Below are 17923 nucleotides of genomic sequence, written 5' to 3' on the forward strand. Positions count from 1 at the left end.
ATTTCTTTGAAAAACGGGCAAACTATTCAAAAAATATAAAAACCTCCCGCCCTTAACATGTTTGTTAGGGACGAGAGGTTGATTACTGAATTAAATTCCCGCGGTACCACCCAAATTAACGACGGCATATTGCCATTCGCTCGCTTGTTTAGCCTATAACGCAGGTTTACGGCGAGGTGCCCAGTTAAGGGCTGCACTCGCAACTCAGGAGCGAGTTCACTTTTTTCCGTACCGGCTTGCACCAAACGTCGGCTCTCTGAAAGCGGATCACAAGCTACTTTTCTCCGTCATTGTCGTTTCATTGATAAGGTTGTGTTTCCATTTTATTGATATTAGTAGGAGATGTCAACTCAGGTTTAAATATAAAGGCGATTTATGATGAAGAAAGCCAGAAATCAGGTTGATTTGCATCTTGAAGTCCTTCTCACATACAAGAGGACAACTTCAATGTATTTTTTATAAAGGAAAACATTCTAATAGCCTCAAATTCATTCATAAATGACGCACGATACACAGTTACTGTTTATTCAACAACTGCTCTGTGCCCAGTCATCTGCTTTATATTTCACTAAATGTTTGCTAAAATGTGCGATAGGTTAACGAGAGGAGCCTGGGATTTGGCTGAACAAAAATGGCCGGTTCATTATGGACCGGATAAACGCTACTATACTTGGAATACTTACCTGAGGCATACATTTGGGAGCAAGGTCTTCAAGGTTCCGTTGGACGGAGGCTTTGACTGTCCGAATCGAGACGGCAAAGTTGCCTGGGGCGGATGCACCTTTTGTAGTCAGAAAGGCTCTGGCGATTTCGCAGGCAGTCGCCGAGATGACTTAACGACTCAATTCACCACGATTAAAGAACAGATGAAAAAGAAGTGGCCGCACGCCGACAAATACATCGGCTATTTTCAAGCTTTTACGAACACATACGCACCTGTTGACGTGCTTCGCGAAAGCTATGAAGTGATCTTGGAACAAGAAGGTGTCGTCGGACTTTCAATTGCAACTCGCCCGGACTGCCTTCCTGATGACGTCGTCGACTATCTTGCCGAATTAAACAAGCGCACATTCCTATGGCTTGAACTCGGACTGCAAACGGTACACGATGAAACCGGCCGCCTCATCAATCGAGCGCATGATTATGACTGTTTTGTCGAAGGAGTTGAGAAGCTCCGTAAGCACAATATTCCGGTATGCGTTCATATTATCGACGGACTGCCGCGTGAAACGCCGGAAATGATGCTTGAGACAGCAAAAGCTGTTGCAAGACTTGACGTTCAAGGAATTAAAATACATTTGCTCCATCTGTTAAAAAAAACAGCTATGGTCAAGCAATATGAAAAAGGCTTGCTTCAATTCCTTGATTTTAAAACGTACGTCAATCTTGTCTGTGATCAGCTGGAAATTCTTCCGCCCGATATGATCATTCATAGATTAACAGGCGACGGACCCGCTGATTTAATGGTCGGACCAATGTGGAGTCTGAATAAATGGGAAGTTCTAGACGCGATTGATGATGAGCTGGCAAGGCGAGACAGCTGGCAAGGCAAACTTGCCCACTCAGTTGCTGAACAATCAGCTAGGGACTAAATACTCTGGCTGATTCTGCGATAAAGCCACCCATTAACAAAGAAGAACAAGCCGCTGGCTCCTGATCTGCAGATCAGTTTTCGTGCAAGCACGCGAACATTACGCTGCCGTGCGACTTTTCGATCAGCAAGATAGATACCAAGCAAGCCGCGGTTAATCATTTTGTGAAAATTTTTATCCGGCATATTCTCAATTGCCGTATCTGCTTCTTCAATGAAGTGCTTGAAGCGACTGATCATTTCCTCATTGCTGCAATAATAGGAGCAGAAATTCAAATCGCCTTCAATCCGGTCTTCTTCTTGATCGACAAAATAATCCATTAAAATATGGAGCCCTTGAACCCAAGGAAAATAACTGTCCTTGATCCGAACCACAAGCTGCGCCATTTCACTCCCGCGTGATGCTGCATAGGAAACGATGCAGAAGATGCCCAGTGTTGATCCGGAGCACGCGGCGAATTCATACCAGCTCATCTCAGGGAGATGGGCTTTATTTTTTTGAAACCATTCGACGAGCCGAGGGACACGCTGATCTTTTTTCACGTGTTTATGCACTTGAAGATCACAATAAAAACCGGCTAACTCATGGAGCGCAGGCTGAATAAGTTTCAGCGCCGATAATTGGCCAAGTACATTTTGGCATTCAGACACAAGTCCTTGAAGATACCCTCCATCATCGCAGCTGCCGCGGTGTTTATAATAGTCCTCTGGCTCGGCACCCGGAGTCAATGCGTTCAGCATTGAGTGATGCAAACAACGAAAGTCAACCGGATCAAGCGAAATACTTCGATCACATAAGTTGTCCAAATAATCGCTGATCGTTTGATAAGCGACAATGAATGAAATGATCTCCTTCATTTGTCCCTCAGCTAGAAGGCTGTAAATGGATCCGCCTTCACAGTGAAATGTTTTCGCTTCAATACTTGCGAGTGCCTGTCTGCGCAATTCTGCATCGGGAATTTCTTCAGCTCGCTTCTTCCATTTTGCAAGATCGCGATGTACTTCGGGAAGCACTTTTCTATATATTTGTGCCATTAATTTAATCGGTCTGGACGGTACAGTCATCGTTTTGCCTCCCTGTAGAGACGCTCTTCTACTTGATTTCGTTCGGGCAATCTCCTTACTTACCATCTATTATAGCAAACGATCATTCTGCTTATGCGATCTTGTCTATAAAAAAAACGCTTTTCACAGCCGGTAGGCGTAAAAAACGTTTTTTGGGTATACATGCTCAATGAGTCTGGAAATCTGAAAGAATCTGCTTTTTCAGCAAATCTGCTTTGTCCGTCTTCTCCCAAGGAAGTTCGACATCTGTACGTCCAAAATGTCCGTACGCCGCCGTCTGGCGATAAATCGGCCTGCGCAAGTCAAGCATTTTAATGATGCCTGCCGGGCGGAGATCAAAGTTACGGCGAATCAGCTGAACGAGCTGTTCTTCAGTTGCCTGCCCTGTACCGAACGTATCAACCGAAATAGATACCGGCTCTGCAACACCGATGGCATAGGCAAACTGCACTTCGCACTTTTCTGCGAGACCTGCCGCGACAATATTCTTCGCCACATATCTTGCCGCGTAAGAAGCGGAGCGGTCGACCTTCGTTGCGTCTTTTCCTGAGAAAGCGCCGCCTCCATGCCGTGCGTATCCGCCGTACGTGTCAACAATAATTTTTCGTCCGGTCAAGCCGGCATCCCCTTGAGGCCCGCCGATGACAAAGCGTCCGGTCGGATTGATAAAGAATTTCGTCTTCTCGTCAATCAATTTCTCCGGAACAGTCGGATCAATGACAAACTCATGAATGTCCTTCTTGATTTGCGCTTCAGTCGCTTCTGGATCGTGCTGTGCCGAAATCACAATCGTATCGATACGCTCCGGATGGCCCTCTTCATCGTATTCAACCGTGACCTGGGTCTTTCCATCCGGGCGAAGATAGCCGATCGTTTTGTCTTTCCGGACATCAGCCAGTCTCTTCGCTAATTTATGAGCAAGTGATACGGGAAGAGGCATCAGTTCTGGTGTTTCATTGACAGCAAATCCAAACATCAGTCCTTGATCCCCGGCACCAATCGCTTCAATTTCATCTTCCGACATCGTTCCCTCACGCGCTTCAAGCGCCTTATCGACGCCTTGAGCAATATCAGCCGACTGTTCCTCGATTGAAGTCATGACCGCACAGTTCGATGCGTCAAAACCATATTTCGCGTTGTCATAGCCGATCTCTTTAATCGTCTGACGAACGACTTTCGGAATATCCACGTAGGTGGAAGTGGATATTTCACCAGTCACAAGGACAAGTCCGGTATTAACGACTGTTTCGCATGCGACCCTGGCGTTAGGATCCCCCTTCAGCAGTTCATCAAGAATCGCGTCTGAAATCTGGTCACAAATTTTATCCGGATGACCCTCAGTTACCGATTCAGAAGTGAATAATCTTCTTGAATACTTCTTCGTCATTTTCCTTCACCCTGCCTTTCAAACATTATATACAAAATGGTGTCAACGGTACCCGATCCCTCTGCTTTTGTTTTCAAGGCATGAAAAAAGCCCGCTCCAATTATGGATAGGCCGATTCTTATCGCGCGCCTCTTATTATCAGGGGAAAGAGATCATTCTCTCTTTTCTCTGCAGGTTAGCACCGTACCGTTATTCGGCCGGTTGCCGGGCTTCATCGGGCCTGTCCCTCTGCCTACTCGGAATAAGAGCAGCCGTGTATAATCCCCATCTTAACGCAGGGAATTAAAATTGTCAATGAAAGTTCCTTTGTTTTCAAGCGTGTAAATCAATTCATTTAAAGATACTCAAAACGAAACAAAATCATATGGAAATTTCGAATTATTATCTCTTTATGATTGCGGAATATCTGAACCATCTTTACAATATTAGTAGGTAACAATATTTACAATGTGTTATACAATAAAGAATGAGTGATCAATTTCACAAAGAAAGGGATGTTCTCATGAATCGTGCTTTTTTGGAAACCCCAATCTCTGAATTGCTCAGTACCGGAACTCCATTCATTAATTTATCTGTTCCTGAACTTATTGAACATGCATTGAGAAAAAATGAAGGCATTTTAGTAAATAACGGAGCACTAGCCGTAACGACCGGGAAATATACGGGACGGTCTCCAAAAGACAGATTTATTGTCAAAGATCATGTTACACGTGACACGGTTGACTGGGATAGAAGTCAGCACATAAATGAAAACGCTTTTTTAAATCTTTACGAAAAGCTTGCTACCTATTTAAGTAAACAGCAAGAGAAATATGTGTTTCGAGGTTTTGCCGGGGCTGACCCAAATTACCGTCTGGCGATTCAAGTTATTAATGAGTATGCTTGGCAAAATCTCTTCTGCCGCCAATTGTTTATTGAACCCTCTGATTTGGAGCTTGGACATCATCAAGCAGAATTCACTGTTTTATCTGCACCCGGTTTTAAAGCAAATCCATTGACTGATGGTACGCGTTCCGAAGCATTTATTATTATTTCCATGAAATACCGTATTGTATTAATCGGGGGCACCGAATATGGCGGAGAAATCAAGAAATCCGTATTTACTGTAATGAATTATTTATTGCCGCAAAAAGGAGTGATGCCGATGCATTGCTCTGCAAATCAAGACGAAAACGGCAACACAACTCTTTTTTTCGGTTTGTCCGGCACCGGAAAGACAACGCTCTCCAATGTGCCTGACCGACAGTTGATTGGGGACGATGAACACGGCTGGTCAAGTAACGGTGTGTTTAACTTTGAAGGAGGATGCTATGCAAAAACGATTCGGCTGACTCAAGAGAATGAACCGCAAATTTATGACAGCATCCAATTCGGTACAGTACTTGAAAACGTCGTCATTTCTCAGGATCAGCGCAAACCCGATTATTTCAGTACCGCACTTACGGAAAACACGCGTGCTGCCTATTCACTGCAAAAGGTTGCAAATGCAGTTCTTCCAAGCGTCGGAGGGCATCCAAACGCGATTATTTTTCTGACAGCCGATGCATCCGGCGTTCTCCCGCCAATTAGTATACTGTCACCGGATCAGGCAATGTATCAGTTCCTCTCAGGTTACACGAGTAAATTGGCCGGCACCGAGCGCGGAATTGTAACTCCTGAACCAACTTTTTCCACATGCTTCGGGGCCCCGTTTATGCCGCTTCCGGCAGTCACCTATGCTGAACTTTTGGGAAAATTTATAAAACAAAACAATGTAAGCGCTTATCTGATTAACACCGGATGGACTGGGGGACCCTACGAGCTCGGTAAACGAATGAAGCTCAGTTATACAAGGCAAATGGTTTATGCAGCTTTAAATGAACGTCTTGACAAGAAAAATATAGTCACGGATCCGATTTTCGGATTGCATATTCCGCAAACATGTCCTGGTGTACCTGATCAGGTGCTTATGCCATGGAAAACATGGACTAATCCAGCTGCGTATGAGCATGCTGCAATACAGCTGGCTCAAAAATTCCAAACGAACTTCCAGCAATTCCGTCAAGCACCTGAGAACATCCGCAACGCTGGGCCTAATGTCCACTAAAAACAGCTGGCTCCCTCCAATTTTGGAGGGAGCCTTTTTTAGTGCCAAAGTCTTAAATGTGTACTTCGGACACGAGCGTCCATTGCTTCTGCCTGATTGCCTTCATCGACAGCTCAAGCACTTGGTCTTTCATCAAAAAACTATACTGTCTCCGATTCTTAATTGAGTGAGGCAGATTGCTGATCAGTCTCGGTCCGTCTGTCTCTAAATAATCCTTTTTCAGGGTTATTTGATCAATTTCCGCAAAGTAGATATTCTTAACTATTGGTTCGTCTCGCCCATCTACTTGGTATTGTCCAATAAAATAGAGATTCGCTACATGCGCGCCGGTTTCTTCAAAGATCTCTCTTTTCGCCGCTTCCTCCGGGCGTTCTCCAGACTCTACTTTGCCTCCGGGAAATTCAAGTCCCCTCCTTGAATGCATGGTAAGCAGCCATTGACAGTGAAATTTACAAATAACCCAAACATGTCTTGGATCGGCCGAAAAGGGAGTTGATGAAAGAGCTAGGGTTACTTTATTTCCATAAAAATCCGGAAAACTAGGATATTGATTCATTCGGTCATTACCTCCGCACCTGCGTTCTGCGAGCTTCAAACCTATTTTAACAAATAATGGTTCACATTCCCCACAAGATTTTTATTTTTAACCAATTTCTTCTTCGCATCTTTTTTTATAATTTTTCCATTCGTTTTCCAGATCGGACAGTGTCCATTCATTTAATTGATCGGACTCTTTTGTCACGAAATTTTTTCTTAACTCGCGAATCAAGTATTGCTTTCGGTTTTCAACAGCCCTTCTCAACAAATTGATACGATTCATGAATGAACGAAATCACAATTAAGCAAGCGTTTACATTTTGTTTGTTCAATCATGATTTCTGCCCCCTTTCCACGTGAACACGTCTTATTTCAGACGAATGATTTGTTTGATTTAATCCATAGCCCATTCATCATGCCCAGCACTGATATTTTTAAACACTATTATACAATAAAAGCGCTTACAATATATCTTTACGTATCTAAAAAAATTTAATCGAGTACTTGCAATCATTTTTTCAAAAAAATGTTTAGCAACAGAAAAATATGGCAATAGTATGAATAACCCTAACCCCAATTCACTTTTAGTTAAATCCGCATCGATTTGCGGATTTTTTTTGCTTGAAACGATAAAAATCTGTATTAAAAGAAGCTGCTCTTTGTCGTTGTATCGGCAAAGCACAGCTTCCTTTCCTACTCACGCATTCACTATTCGGCTTTTTCGCACATTTTCTTGAAAAGCTTTCTTTTCTTTCTTAGTCATCTTTTTGTACTTCTTAATAAATGCCTCATATTCAGGCATTACTTCTGACATCAGACCATATTGTTCCACATGTCCGTATTGAACCCAGAGCGCCTTTTCACAAAATTTCTTCATCTGGCTGATTGAGTGGCTGATGAAGAAAATGGTTTTTCCTTTTTCTTTAAATTCGTTCATTTTATCCAGGCATTTGTCCGCGAATGTCTGATCTCCGACAGATAATGCTTCGTCAATAACAAGAATATCCGGGTCGATATGAATGGAAATCGCAAATCCGAGGCGTGAACGCATTCCGCTCGAATAGGTCTTCACCGGCTGATCTATAAAATCGCCGATATCAGCAAATTCAATAATCTGCGGCGTCAACTCCACAATCTGCTTTTTATCAAAACCAAGCATCAGACATTTTAATTCAATATTTTCCCGGCCGGTCAGCTCTTTCTTCAAGCCCGACTGGATCGCGATCAGTGCCGCTTCACCATGAATTTCTACCGATCCAGATGTGGGAGGAATAATTCCGGCAATAATATTAGACAGCGTTGATTTTCCCGATCCGTTCACACCGATGATTCCGATAACGTCGCCTTTATTCGCTTCAAAGCTGATATCGTGAAGCGCATAAAACGATTTTCCGTAACCTTTAGGAGAAATCAAATCTAAAATTTTTTCGGAATTTTTCGCGTACATTTTATATTTTTTCGATACATTTTTTACAATGACTGATTTTTCCATGAATGGAGATCTCCTTACAAATAATCTACGAAATGATCTCTGAACTTCAGATGCACAAATGAACCGAAAATAAGGGCAACAAGAACAAAACCCCAAAAATACGCCGTATAACCGATGTGATCAATCCCGTACCAAGAAGCGCCTAGCAGTGTAGAACGGTAGCCTTGTACAAGATAATACATCGGATTCAGCAATAAGATTTTTTGGAAAAAGTCAGGCAGACCCGCATCTGCAAGACGCGCAGGCTCCCATAGGAAAGGAGTCAGATAAAACATCATACGCATGAGCGAAATCAAGACCTGATGCACATCGCGAACGATCGTTGAAAATGTAGAAGTGATCAGCGATACCGAAAACAAAAAAGCCAGCGCAGCAAACATAAAATAAGGAAGCTGGATCATATAAATACTGATTTTAAACTGTGTAAATTGCAGAATCACAATAACAATTCCAGTGATCATTAAATGCTGATAAAATTTTTCAAGAATCACGTAGCTTGGAATCGCACTCATTGGAAAATTCATTTTAGCGATAAAGCGAATCCGTGAATAAATCGATTTCGACCCTTGGATAATGGCTGGTTGGATCAAAAACCAAACAATAATTCCTGAAATCAACCAGATAATATAAGGAGCTGGGACCCCATTGTCAACGGGAATATCATTGCTTCTGCCCAATATTTTGCCAAAAACCAGCCAATAAATAAAGATCTGAATCAACGGATTAATAACGACCCATGCCATGCCTAAATAATTATTCGTATTCTCACTTTTCAACTCATAAAGGGACAATCTTCTGATTAAATATAAGCTTTTACATTGCTCCCGAATAACCTTCCATGCCGATTTCATATCAATTTCCTTCCAATAATCATCAAGATACAGTACTCCAATCCATACTTTAACACAGCTTATTTAAAAAAGAAAATGAATCCTTTGGACTTTCCGGGTATGAATGAATCTCTCCAAACTCATCATTTATAAATTTTGATAGTGAAATTCTTTTTAGGAATAAGAAGTGCTGTCTTGGAGAACATACTCAATAATACGAATCACCTATCCAAAGGAGTCTGCTATGAGTACACTTCTTTATCTCAGCTATTTTGTTCTGCTCGTTATTTTTTTTATTTTTGTTACACTCCGCATCACGATCGGAGCAAATATTTGCATGTATATGATGATCTTATATCCGGGTACCATGCCCTTTGTCATCATTTACATAGAACAGAGTAAAGCAGAAAAGAAAAAAGCGAAAAAGATGGAAAAGGATGCAAATTAAGACTGGATTGGGTTGAGAAGCTTGTTCTGGAAAAGAAAAAATAATGATCCCGCACAAACAAAAAAAACATTATCTGATTTTATGACGCAGATGCAAACCAATCCGGATTTCCGGCATTTTCATCATGAAGGAACGTTCTTTTCCTGCTGGGTCTCATTTATCGTCACATTGGTTGATCTTGAATATGTTCATCGTGATTTACTGCCCGCACTCTATTCGGATCGCGTTCACAGCATGAACGATATTGCTACTGTTATTCCCGCCGATAAGCTAATCAGAACTAAAGATCTATCTGAAATACAAGCGGGAATTCTCGACGGCTCATTAGTCATTCAAGAATCGGCGCATTCATCGGAGTGCCTGCTTATTCCCTGTATGAAAAAGCAGGCACGTCCGGTTGAACAATCGGAAACCGAAACAAGTATTCTCGGTCCTCACGACTCTTTCGTTGAGTCATTGGATACCAATATTAATCTTATACGTTCTCGGATCCCAATTCCGCAATTCAAGATTGATGAACTGCGTGTTGGAAAAATATCTAGGACAAGGGTTTCTGTCCTTTACATTGAAGGACTTGCCAATAAAGCAAATATAAATACAATTATTCAGCGGATTTCTGATCTTGAAGTCATTAGTCTGATCAGTTCGAACATGCTTGCGTTGATGATCGCTGATAACAATCATTCGATCTTTCCGCAATTTATTGATACAGAGCGTCCGGATCGAGTGAGCGGAGCGTTATACGAAGGAAAAATTGCGGTTATTGTTGATGGGTCACCGAATGCACTGGTTTTGCCAAGCAATATTGTTGAATTTTTCTCAGCATTTGATGATTATTCCTTAGTTTGGATGCTTTCAACGGCATATCGCTTATTACGGTTATTCGCGATCGGATTTTCTGTCATTTCATCACCGCTTTATGTCGCTTTGCTCACGTATCATTATCAACTCGTGCCCAAAGATCTACTGGCGACATTAATTGTCTCACGAAGTTCAGTGCCTTATGATCCGATTATTGAGGTCCTGCTGCTGGAAATCATGATTGAATTGCTTCGAGAAGCAGGAGCCAGGCTTCCAACAAAGGTCGGCCAGACCATTGGTATTGTGGGTGGTATTGTTATTGGGACTGCCTCTGTTCAAGCGGGTATTACAAGTAATATTCTTTTAATTATCATTGCGATGTCAGCTCTTGCTGCCTTTATTACACCAAATTACCGAATGGCTACAACTATTCGTCTGATTCGATTTCCCTTTATTATTTCAGCGCAACTGCTCGGAATTTTAGGTATTGCACTATGTTTTATGATTTGTGTCTGCCATTTGCTTAAACTGACTTCTCTTGGACATCCGTACATTGAACCCATTTACCCGTTACGTGTAACTGATTTAAAAGATAGTTTTATTCGATTACCACTACAGACCCAACGGCCACTATTCTTGCGTACCGGTGACAAAAATCGCTCTAATCCACAGCGTGTAAGTAAAAAGGAGGGCAAACACACTCCTGATATTGATGAATAGCACGTTTTTTAGCGAGGAGGCAATTGACGCGTATGTACAATAAAATCAATCCAACACACACAATCGGTCCTTTATCCGCCTTTTTCCTTCCGCAGGTCATGCAAATCGGTATTGGATTTCTGTCCTTTCAGCAAATCATTACAAAATTTTCCGAACAAGACGGATGGCTTGCTACACTGATTTCCGGTTTATCAACACTCTTCGTTATGTGGATTATTTTGCGTCTTCTTGAGAATGAGCGTCATTTTGGACGTCCTGATATTTTTTCCATTCATCGCCGAATTTTTGGTCCATGGATTGGAAACGTGCTCACTTTTATTCTGATGTCTCATGTACTGCTGTTTTCCTTCGCATTCTTGCGCAGCTATATTGAAATTCTTCAAGTATGGATTTTCCCTCAACTTAATAGTTTCACTTTCTCAATTATCTTCTGCTTTATTGTCTGGTATATCGTGATGGGGGGGTTGCGCAACATCAGCGGTATTTGTCTGCTCAGCTTTATTTATCTGATTCCTTTATTCATCCTAAGCATTTTTATTGTCCCTCTTGGGCATTATGAAAATTTAATGCCTCTCTTTGACCATACACCGCTATCGATCATGAGATCTTGCTATGAAACAACTCATGACTATCTCGGTTTTGAATTAATTTTGTATTTCTACCCGTTTATCAGTCAACCAGAAAAAGCGAGAAAGTGGGCATTTCGAGGGGTTCTTACGACTATTTATATTTACACCACGATTCTTCTGCTGGGAATCATCTATTTCAGCCAAGGTGAGATGCAGAACACCATTTGGCCCACCATAACGTATTGGAAAAGCGTTCGATTTCCATTATTTGAACATGTTGACATTATTGCGATTGTCATTTTACTTTGGGTACTCATTCCGAATATCTGCCTTTGCTCCTGGATCCTGGCCCGCGGTATCAAGTTCACATTTCCTGCCATAAAAATGAAGCATTCACTCATTGGCATATTAGTGGTATTGATTACGATTACATGCATGATTAAAAACGGACTTCAAGTACGAACAATAAATAATATTTACAATGGTTTTGGTTTTATTATCATCTACTTGTATCTACCATTACTGCTTTTTTGCCAATGGATTAAGAAAAAGATAGGGAGGCAATCTGCATGAAACATTTCATGCACCTTATTGCATCGATTACTGCACTGATTACTCTTAGCGGATGCTTGCCGACAAGCGTTATTGATGACGTGCTCATCGTAGAGGCAGAAGGCGTAGATTATATTGGCGGTACCAAGGTGATGGGTACAATCTCAATGCCTAATTACGTACAAAATCCCAACCCCGGCAGTTCAGGTGCTGGACTGCCGACAACTGCCTCAATGATGCGCTATCTGAGTGGCATCACCTACGATGGCAAATCATTGGTCGACCGTTTTCAAGAGAATGGGCAAAGGGCAATTCGGGTTGGTAAACTCAGAGTTATGCTTTTTGATACCGATTTAGCGAAACACGGCCTTAAGAAACAAATTGATTTGCGAAATCGCGATCCTGAAGCACCGCGAGACATGAATTTTGTGATCGTGGAAGGAAGCTGTAAAAAGTTGCTGACTGCCATTGATTATCAGACACAGATACCAATCTCACGCTATATTCAGGATATGATTGAACAAAACAATCATCAAAATTATCCGGAAAGCACTTTGGAAACGTTTCTGTATGCCTACTATGGCGCTTATATGGATCCTTTTCTTCCCATGATACGAAAATCCGGAGATCATCTTGAAACGGTCGGACTCGCCCTGTTTAAAAAGGATAAATACATCATGAAGCTTCCACCAAAAAAGGTATTTATTTTTAAAATGCTGTTTCAAAAATTTGATCAGGGGGTTTATGATTTTGAATTTGCACCGCAAAAGCATGTTGCTTTAAAAAACGTGCATACAAATGTCCGCTACACAGTTAAGAACGGAAATAGCACATCTCCGGACATCTATGCTCATGTTTCAATTAATGCTCAAGTGAGACAAGCCTATCCGAAGAGTATCAGCAAAAATACCGGTCCGAGAATGGAGAAAAAAATTGAAAAACATATGTCTCGTGAAGCAAAAAAATTGGTTCAAATGCTGCAAAAAAAACAAATTGATCCGCTTCAATTAGGACAACATGTGCGCAGTTTTACACGTGGTTTCGACGGAAAGTCATGGCCGGACCGATATCCAAACGCGCGGTTCCATTGCACCGTTGAAACGAATATTATTCAAACCGGCATTTCAGACTAATTGGCAGAGCGTTACCATGCATCCAACTCATCATTGATAAATAGTCCGCTGTATTGATAAATTTCTGAAAAAAGCATATAATATAGGGATTAACAGGAAAGGGGATTTTAATTAATGGGATTTAATCGAGGCCCGCAAGAACCGGTTCCTGAAGCAGAAACAGCAATTTGGACATGTACAAATGATTCGTGTTCTGGGTGGATGCGTGATGCATTTTCCTTCGATGAAACGCCAAAGTGTCCACTTTGCCATTCGGATATGAAAAAAGAAACAAAAATGCTGCCGGTCATAGACTGATCGACGAGACAATCCTTAAAAAATTAATAACTAAGCTTTGAATAGTTTATAGAGCAGGACGGTTTTTCTGACATGGTTCAGAAAAATCGTCCTGTGTTTCTTTTTTTAGGGGGTATCGATAAGACGGAAACGTAAAAGATAAAGATGATGGTTACAAAAGAATGGAAAATCCTTAGGATAAGTTTTCAAAGATACAAAAAAAACATAGTTTGTATAGAGGAACCTAGTGGTAGATCACGTATAATTTAACCCAAATCTCCATTATTTGGTGTTTTACGTTACAATAGACAGGTAGGACAGAAGGTGAACATGTGAAACTTACGAAAATGAAAAGAAAATATGCCGATCGTCGTGGATGGCGTCGAATTATTTCAAGCCACACACGAAAAAAACAGTTTATGTGGCCAAATTTTCATGGCGAAGCCGTTCTGATTCAATTCAATGAAATCAAAGCACCGCTGTCGGTTGTTTATGGCGGGGTTCGCACCAAGACAGTCGATCAAAATTATTCCTGGCTGCAACTCTTTCCTGCGGAAACGCCGCAATTCGTTCTAACGGCGATGTTCAACGCGAAACATCGCCTCGTTCAATGTTACTTTGATGTCATTCATCAAGTCGGCCGCGATGAACAGGGAACACCCTGGTTTGATGATCTGTATCTCGATTTAATCCTTTTTCCAAATCACAAACTTTATTTAGTCGACGAAGATGAGTTGAATGAAGCACTTGAAAACGATATTATCACTCCTGAAATGTACGAAAAGGCGTGGCGGACCGCTCATCGTCTGATGCAATTCATAAAAAAAGATCCTGAGCATTTTCTTGCACTCGTACGTGAAGTCCGGGCCACGTTTCCACACTAAATTATAGGGGGCTAAGATGTCATGAGCATCCTGATTACCGATATGTCGGAAAATGATTTCGCTCCTTATCTTGAGTATTCAACTAAGGAGTACGCCAAAGAAAAACAGCAGTCCGGCACATGGACTCCCGAGCGCGCGTTAATGAACGCACGTGCTGAGATCAGTCGTCTTCTCCCGCAAGGATATCAGACAGTAAATCACCGCTTTCTTTCTCTCGTTGACGAAGCTGGAAGAAAAGTGGGTATCTTTTGGCTGCATCTTTCGCCCGAACGTAAAGAGATCTTTATTTATGATTTTGAAATTTTCGAATCGTTCCGAGGCCACGGATTAGGACAGCTTGCCATGCAAACACTCTTTGCTTACAGCCGCACTCTCGGATTCAAAAAAATTAGTCTTCATGTGTTTGCGCATAACGCGCGCGCCTATCATGTGTATCAGAAACTCGGATATCAAGCGACAGATATTAACATGAGCAAATGGTTATAATCTTGCATAACAAATGATTTGAAATCGCATACTAAGTTTCGGGAGGTGTGCGATCATGTCTGAAGCAAGAAAAAAGGAGTACCGGTCCAATAAAGGAGCGACTGCGTCAAGCGTCTCTCCAGCCGGACGTGCCAAAGATGACCATCAATCATCTGTTTCTAAATTAGAAGAACGCGCACGTAAAAATAAGTAAACAGAAGGCAGCCGGAGATAACATTCCCCGGCTGCCAATTTCTTATGATGATCATTAATCAGCAAGTGCTTCGACCAGAATATCGGCAATGTGCATGGCGCGCACTTCGCCGGTTCTATGAGCACGTTCAACTCCAAGCTTCATTTCCAGAAGACATCCGGGATTGGCTGTCACAATCGTTTGAGCATGTGTACCAGCAACCTTCTCCATCTTGTGGTCGAGAATCTGTATGGCCATATCCGGCTGCACAATGTTATAATCTCCTGCCGATCCGCAACACGTATCAGCACCTTCCATTTCTACGAATTGCGCACCTTCGATCGCGTTAAGAAGAATTCTGGGTTCATCGAAAGTTTTCATTACATTACGCAGATGACAAGAATCCTGATACGTAATGATTTGTTCCGGTAGACGCAGACGATGTGTTTTCTGAAAATCCAAGTCAACCAATAGAGCAGAAATATCCTTTAACTTAGCAACAAAATGCTTTGCCCGATCCGCCCACTCCGGCTCGTTTTTAAGCAAATGGTCGTATTCAATCAGAAACGCGCTGCATCCTCCGGCATTGGTAATAATATAATCTGCTTCTGCAGCCTCAAAGGCTTCAATATTTCGTTTTGCCATCTCTTTCGATTTTTCCAGTTCGCCATTATGTCCATGAAGTGCACCGCAGCATAATTGATTTTCAGGAATCTCAACATCGCATCCCGCTTTACGAAGCAGTTTTATAGTCGCATTGTTGGTGTCAAAAAACATGGTATCCATAAGACAGCCGGCAAACAGAGCAACCGTCGCCTTCTTCTCACCTTCATGTTCAAAGTAACGTGGGCGCTGTTTCATCTCGCTTCGTCTCGGAACTTCCGGCAAAACCTTTTCCATGGTAGCCATGCTCTCCGGGAACAAATTCATAAATCCGACTTTTCGAGCCACCTTGGACAAACCGCTGCGCTGATAAAAACCAATTAATCCGGTCACTTTCTCCATTCGATCCTGTCGCGGAAAAAGCTGCTCGAAAACACCTTTACGGATCATTTTGACACGTACGGTTTGTTTTTTATTACGCTGAAGAATTGCCCTTGCATCCTCAAGAAGATGTCCGTACTGCACGCCCGACGGACACACAGGTTCACAGGCTCGGCAGCCTAAACACAAATCAAGCGAATGAGCAAAATCATCGTCCGGTTCGATAATGCCATCGGTTACGCCTTTCATCAAGGCGATTCGTCCTCGAGGCGAATGCTTCTCTTGATGCCCCGTTTCGATATAGGTTGGGCACGAAGGCAGACAAAAACCGCAACGCATACAATTCAGCAATTCATCGTAGTCCATTTCTTCTTTAAATTCCTTTTGAATCCGCTGTTTTTCTGCCGGTGTCATCATTTGACCGTCACCATCCTTTCCTTTCCCGTTTCCGCGAATACTTTCCCGGGATTCATGATTCCTTGAGGATCAATCGATTGTTTGATTCCGCGCATCACGTCAAGACCAGCTTTTCCAAGTTTCCATTCCAAATAAGGAGCCTTGGTCGCGCCAACACCATGTTCGCCGGTTAAGGTTCCGCCCAGCTCAATTGCACGCTCAAAGATCTCCGCAAAAGCCTCCTCCACTCGCTTCATTTCTTCCTCATCTCGGGCATCGGTAAGACAAGTCGGATGAAGATTTCCATCACCGGCATGGCCGAATGTTGAAATACGCACCCTATACTTTTGAGCAACTTCAGTAATTGCACGCACCATTGCAGCGATCTCAGATCGTGGAACCGTAGCATCCTCCAGAATTGTTGTCGGCTTTAATCGGGCAAGTGCACTTAATGCCGAACGCCGTGCCGTCGCAAGCTCTTCCGCCTCTTCATCAGAAGTAGCAAGCCGGACATCGACTGCTTGCTCTTCTCGGCAGATTTCTGCTATTTTATGAATATCACGATCTACAATTTCCTTTGGACCGTCTTGCACAATAAGTAAAATCGCTTTAACATTCGTCGGCAGTCCAATGTGAGCAAATTCCTCCACAGCTCGAATGGTATCCTGGTCAAGAAATTCCAAAGTCACCGGAATCATCTTGTTCGATATAATGGCTGAAACAGATCGCCCGGCAGCTTCAATATCTTGATACAAGGCCAGAATTGTCTTTTGCGACTCCGGCTTCGGAATCAATTTTAGCGTTGCTTCCGTGATGACACCCAGCGTTCCTTCTGATCCGACAAACAGATGCGTCAAATCATAGCCTGCTACATCCTTGGTCAGCTTACCGCCCGTGCGAATCAATTCTCCGTTCGGAAGCGCAACTTGGAGCGCCATGACATAATCCTTTGTAACGCCGTACTTCAAGCCGCGCAGTCCGCCGGAATTTTCTGCAAGGTTACCGCCAATCGTCGAAATCTTCATTGAACTCGGATCTGGCGGATAAAAAAGATCTTCTTTTTCGACGAGATCGGATATCGTTTTCGTAATTGTACCCGGCTGAACGGTAATCGTTAAATTTTCTTTATCAAGTTCAAGAATGTTATTCAGATACTTCATGAGCAGGACGACTCCGCCTTTTAACGGACAGGTATCGGCACATAGATTCGTCCCGGATCCACGCGTATACACGGGTGTCGACGTCTCACTGCAGAGTTTCAGAATCTCTGCAATTTCTTCAGCTGTGCGCGGAGAAACAACAAAATCCGGAAGCGCTTGAAAATTAGGCGTTGCATCATAAGAATAGACCAGTCTCCCGCTCGTCGAATCATCCACATTTTCACTGCCCGTAATTTCCATCAGCTGTTCCTTTAATTTGTTGAGTTTCTTTTCTAGCTTTGACGTCATCTTCGACCCCCGATCTATTAATCACAGTCCAAAAAAGTAAACGCTTTCTTATTATCTATTATAATT

18 protein-coding genes, 1 riboswitch and 1 other annotated feature are annotated in these 17923 nt (G+C 42.5%); of the genes, 10 read left to right on the forward strand and 8 right to left on the reverse strand.

Annotated features, from left to right (window positions below; all coding sequences use genetic code 11):
- Positions 1–63: 63 nt before the first annotated feature.
- Positions 64–300 (reverse strand) — a binding site (T-box leader).
- A 317-nt stretch (positions 301–617) separates the two neighbouring features.
- Complete coding sequence (mnmL, locus tag AC6F33_RS12065) at positions 618–1592, forward strand: tRNA modification radical SAM protein MnmL/YtqA (RefSeq protein ID WP_255745852.1); 975 nt, start codon at positions 618–620, stop codon at positions 1590–1592.
- Here the strand turns inward: mnmL and tbcS are convergent.
- Positions 1589–2656, reverse strand: a complete 1068-nt coding sequence (gene tbcS, locus AC6F33_RS12070; RefSeq protein WP_480948455.1) for a tetraprenyl-beta-curcumene synthase — start codon at positions 2654–2656, stop codon at positions 1589–1591. The two genes, mnmL and tbcS, sit on opposite strands and share 4 nt — an antisense overlap.
- A 166-nt stretch (positions 2657–2822) precedes the next feature.
- Positions 2823–4043, reverse strand: a complete 1221-nt coding sequence (gene metK / locus AC6F33_RS12075; RefSeq protein WP_480948456.1) for a methionine adenosyltransferase — start codon at positions 4041–4043, stop codon at positions 2823–2825.
- Between the two features lie 129 nt (positions 4044–4172).
- A riboswitch (SAM riboswitch) is annotated at positions 4173–4291 on the reverse strand.
- Positions 4292–4545: 254 nt separating this feature from the next.
- Between metK and pckA the strand changes: the two genes are divergently transcribed.
- Complete coding sequence (gene pckA / locus AC6F33_RS12080) at positions 4546–6129, forward strand: phosphoenolpyruvate carboxykinase (ATP) (RefSeq protein ID WP_500777156.1); 1584 nt, start codon at positions 4546–4548, stop codon at positions 6127–6129.
- A 52-nt stretch (positions 6130–6181) separates the two neighbouring features.
- Here pckA and ytkD read toward each other — a convergent pair whose 3' ends face one another.
- The 4 genes from ytkD to AC6F33_RS12100 all read right to left on the reverse strand — a co-directional run bounded on the left by ytkD (position 6182) and on the right by AC6F33_RS12100 (position 9009).
- Positions 6182–6685: an RNA deprotection pyrophosphohydrolase gene (gene ytkD, locus AC6F33_RS12085; protein ID WP_480948458.1), complete on the reverse strand. Its 504-nt coding sequence runs from the start codon at positions 6683–6685 to the stop codon at positions 6182–6184.
- An 87-nt stretch (positions 6686–6772) separates the two neighbouring features.
- Positions 6773–6949, reverse strand: coding sequence for a Fur-regulated basic protein FbpA (gene fbpA, locus AC6F33_RS12090; protein ID WP_255745857.1), 177 nt, complete (start codon positions 6947–6949; stop codon positions 6773–6775).
- A gap of 414 nt (positions 6950–7363) precedes the next feature.
- Complete coding sequence (gene tagH / locus AC6F33_RS12095; protein ID WP_480948459.1) at positions 7364–8158, reverse strand: teichoic acids export ABC transporter ATP-binding subunit TagH; 795 nt, start codon at positions 8156–8158, stop codon at positions 7364–7366.
- A 14-nt stretch (positions 8159–8172) separates the two neighbouring features.
- Positions 8173–9009, reverse strand: coding sequence for an ABC transporter permease (locus AC6F33_RS12100; protein ID WP_480948460.1), 837 nt, complete (start codon positions 9007–9009; stop codon positions 8173–8175).
- 223 nt (positions 9010–9232) lie between these two features.
- On the opposite strand from AC6F33_RS12100, the gene AC6F33_RS12105 reads away from it, so the two are divergent.
- The 8 genes from AC6F33_RS12105 to AC6F33_RS12140 all read left to right on the forward strand — a co-directional run bounded on the left by AC6F33_RS12105 (position 9233) and on the right by AC6F33_RS12140 (position 15050).
- Positions 9233–9436: a hypothetical protein gene (locus tag AC6F33_RS12105; protein WP_480948461.1), complete on the forward strand. Its 204-nt coding sequence runs from the start codon at positions 9233–9235 to the stop codon at positions 9434–9436.
- 21 nt (positions 9437–9457) lie between these two features.
- Positions 9458–10957 carry a spore germination protein gene (locus tag AC6F33_RS12110; protein WP_500777157.1) on the forward strand — a complete coding sequence of 500 codons (1500 nt, stop codon included), beginning with the start codon at positions 9458–9460 and terminating at the stop codon, positions 10955–10957.
- A 32-nt stretch (positions 10958–10989) separates the two neighbouring features.
- Positions 10990–12099: a GerAB/ArcD/ProY family transporter gene (locus AC6F33_RS12115; RefSeq protein ID WP_500777158.1), complete on the forward strand. Its 1110-nt coding sequence runs from the start codon at positions 10990–10992 to the stop codon at positions 12097–12099.
- Complete coding sequence (locus AC6F33_RS12120) at positions 12096–13211, forward strand: Ger(x)C family spore germination protein (RefSeq protein ID WP_500777159.1); 1116 nt, start codon at positions 12096–12098, stop codon at positions 13209–13211. The genes AC6F33_RS12115 and AC6F33_RS12120 overlap by 4 nt, the downstream gene beginning before the upstream one ends.
- 114 nt (positions 13212–13325) lie before the next feature.
- Entirely contained in the window at positions 13326–13508 is a 183-nt protein-coding gene (locus AC6F33_RS12125) for a cold-shock protein (protein ID WP_253059030.1), read from the forward strand.
- Between the two features lie 311 nt (positions 13509–13819).
- The gene (locus tag AC6F33_RS12130) at positions 13820–14371 is read left to right on the forward strand and encodes a ribonuclease FAU-1 family protein (RefSeq protein ID WP_255745866.1); all 552 of its coding nucleotides are present in this window, start codon (positions 13820–13822) and stop codon (positions 14369–14371) included.
- Between the two features lie 21 nt (positions 14372–14392).
- Complete coding sequence (locus AC6F33_RS12135) at positions 14393–14857, forward strand: GNAT family N-acetyltransferase (RefSeq protein WP_255745868.1); 465 nt, start codon at positions 14393–14395, stop codon at positions 14855–14857.
- 55 nt (positions 14858–14912) lie between these two features.
- Positions 14913–15050 (forward strand): hypothetical protein, encoded by a 138-nt coding sequence (locus AC6F33_RS12140; RefSeq protein ID WP_255745870.1) that lies wholly within the window; start codon positions 14913–14915, stop codon positions 15048–15050.
- Positions 15051–15104: 54 nt separating this feature from the next.
- Here the strand turns inward: AC6F33_RS12140 and AC6F33_RS12145 are convergent, their stop codons facing one another.
- Both AC6F33_RS12145 and glcD read right to left on the reverse strand, forming a co-directional pair.
- The gene (locus AC6F33_RS12145) at positions 15105–16430 is read right to left on the reverse strand and encodes a (Fe-S)-binding protein (protein ID WP_255745872.1); all 1326 of its coding nucleotides are present in this window, start codon (positions 16428–16430) and stop codon (positions 15105–15107) included.
- A complete protein-coding gene (glcD, locus tag AC6F33_RS12150) occupies positions 16427–17857 on the reverse strand; it encodes a glycolate oxidase subunit GlcD (protein ID WP_255745874.1) in 1431 nt (476 codons plus the stop codon). Before glcD ends, AC6F33_RS12145 begins: the two co-directional genes overlap by 4 nt.
- Positions 17858–17923 lie beyond the last annotated feature (66 nt).

Source organism: Sporolactobacillus sp. BBK16-2 (assembly GCF_059878335.1).

Bases quoted from the DNA above. Each gene is read 5' to 3' on its own strand.
- metK (WP_480948456.1), bottom strand. From the start codon at position 4,043: ATGACGAAGAAGTATTCAAGAAGATTATTCACTTCTGAATCGGTAACT.
- AC6F33_RS12125 (WP_253059030.1), top strand. From the start codon at position 13,326: ATGGGATTTAATCGAGGCCCGCAAGAACCGGTTCCTGAAGCAGAAACA.
- AC6F33_RS12140 (WP_255745870.1), top strand. From the start codon at position 14,913: ATGTCTGAAGCAAGAAAAAAGGAGTACCGGTCCAATAAAGGAGCGACT.
- tbcS (WP_480948455.1), bottom strand. From the start codon at position 2,656: ATGACTGTACCGTCCAGACCGATTAAATTAATGGCACAAATATATAGA.
- ytkD (WP_480948458.1), bottom strand. From the start codon at position 6,685: ATGAATCAATATCCTAGTTTTCCGGATTTTTATGGAAATAAAGTAACC.
- AC6F33_RS12120 (WP_500777159.1), top strand. From the start codon at position 12,096: ATGAAACATTTCATGCACCTTATTGCATCGATTACTGCACTGATTACT.
- AC6F33_RS12115 (WP_500777158.1), top strand. From the start codon at position 10,990: ATGTACAATAAAATCAATCCAACACACACAATCGGTCCTTTATCCGCC.
- tagH (WP_480948459.1), bottom strand. From the start codon at position 8,158: ATGGAAAAATCAGTCATTGTAAAAAATGTATCGAAAAAATATAAAATG.
- AC6F33_RS12135 (WP_255745868.1), top strand. From the start codon at position 14,393: ATGAGCATCCTGATTACCGATATGTCGGAAAATGATTTCGCTCCTTAT.
- fbpA (WP_255745857.1), bottom strand. From the start codon at position 6,949: ATGAATCGTATCAATTTGTTGAGAAGGGCTGTTGAAAACCGAAAGCAA.
- glcD (WP_255745874.1), bottom strand. From the start codon at position 17,857: ATGACGTCAAAGCTAGAAAAGAAACTCAACAAATTAAAGGAACAGCTG.
- pckA (WP_500777156.1), top strand. From the start codon at position 4,546: ATGAATCGTGCTTTTTTGGAAACCCCAATCTCTGAATTGCTCAGTACC.
- AC6F33_RS12100 (WP_480948460.1), bottom strand. From the start codon at position 9,009: ATGAAATCGGCATGGAAGGTTATTCGGGAGCAATGTAAAAGCTTATAT.
- AC6F33_RS12145 (WP_255745872.1), bottom strand. From the start codon at position 16,430: ATGATGACACCGGCAGAAAAACAGCGGATTCAAAAGGAATTTAAAGAA.
- AC6F33_RS12105 (WP_480948461.1), top strand. From the start codon at position 9,233: ATGAGTACACTTCTTTATCTCAGCTATTTTGTTCTGCTCGTTATTTTT.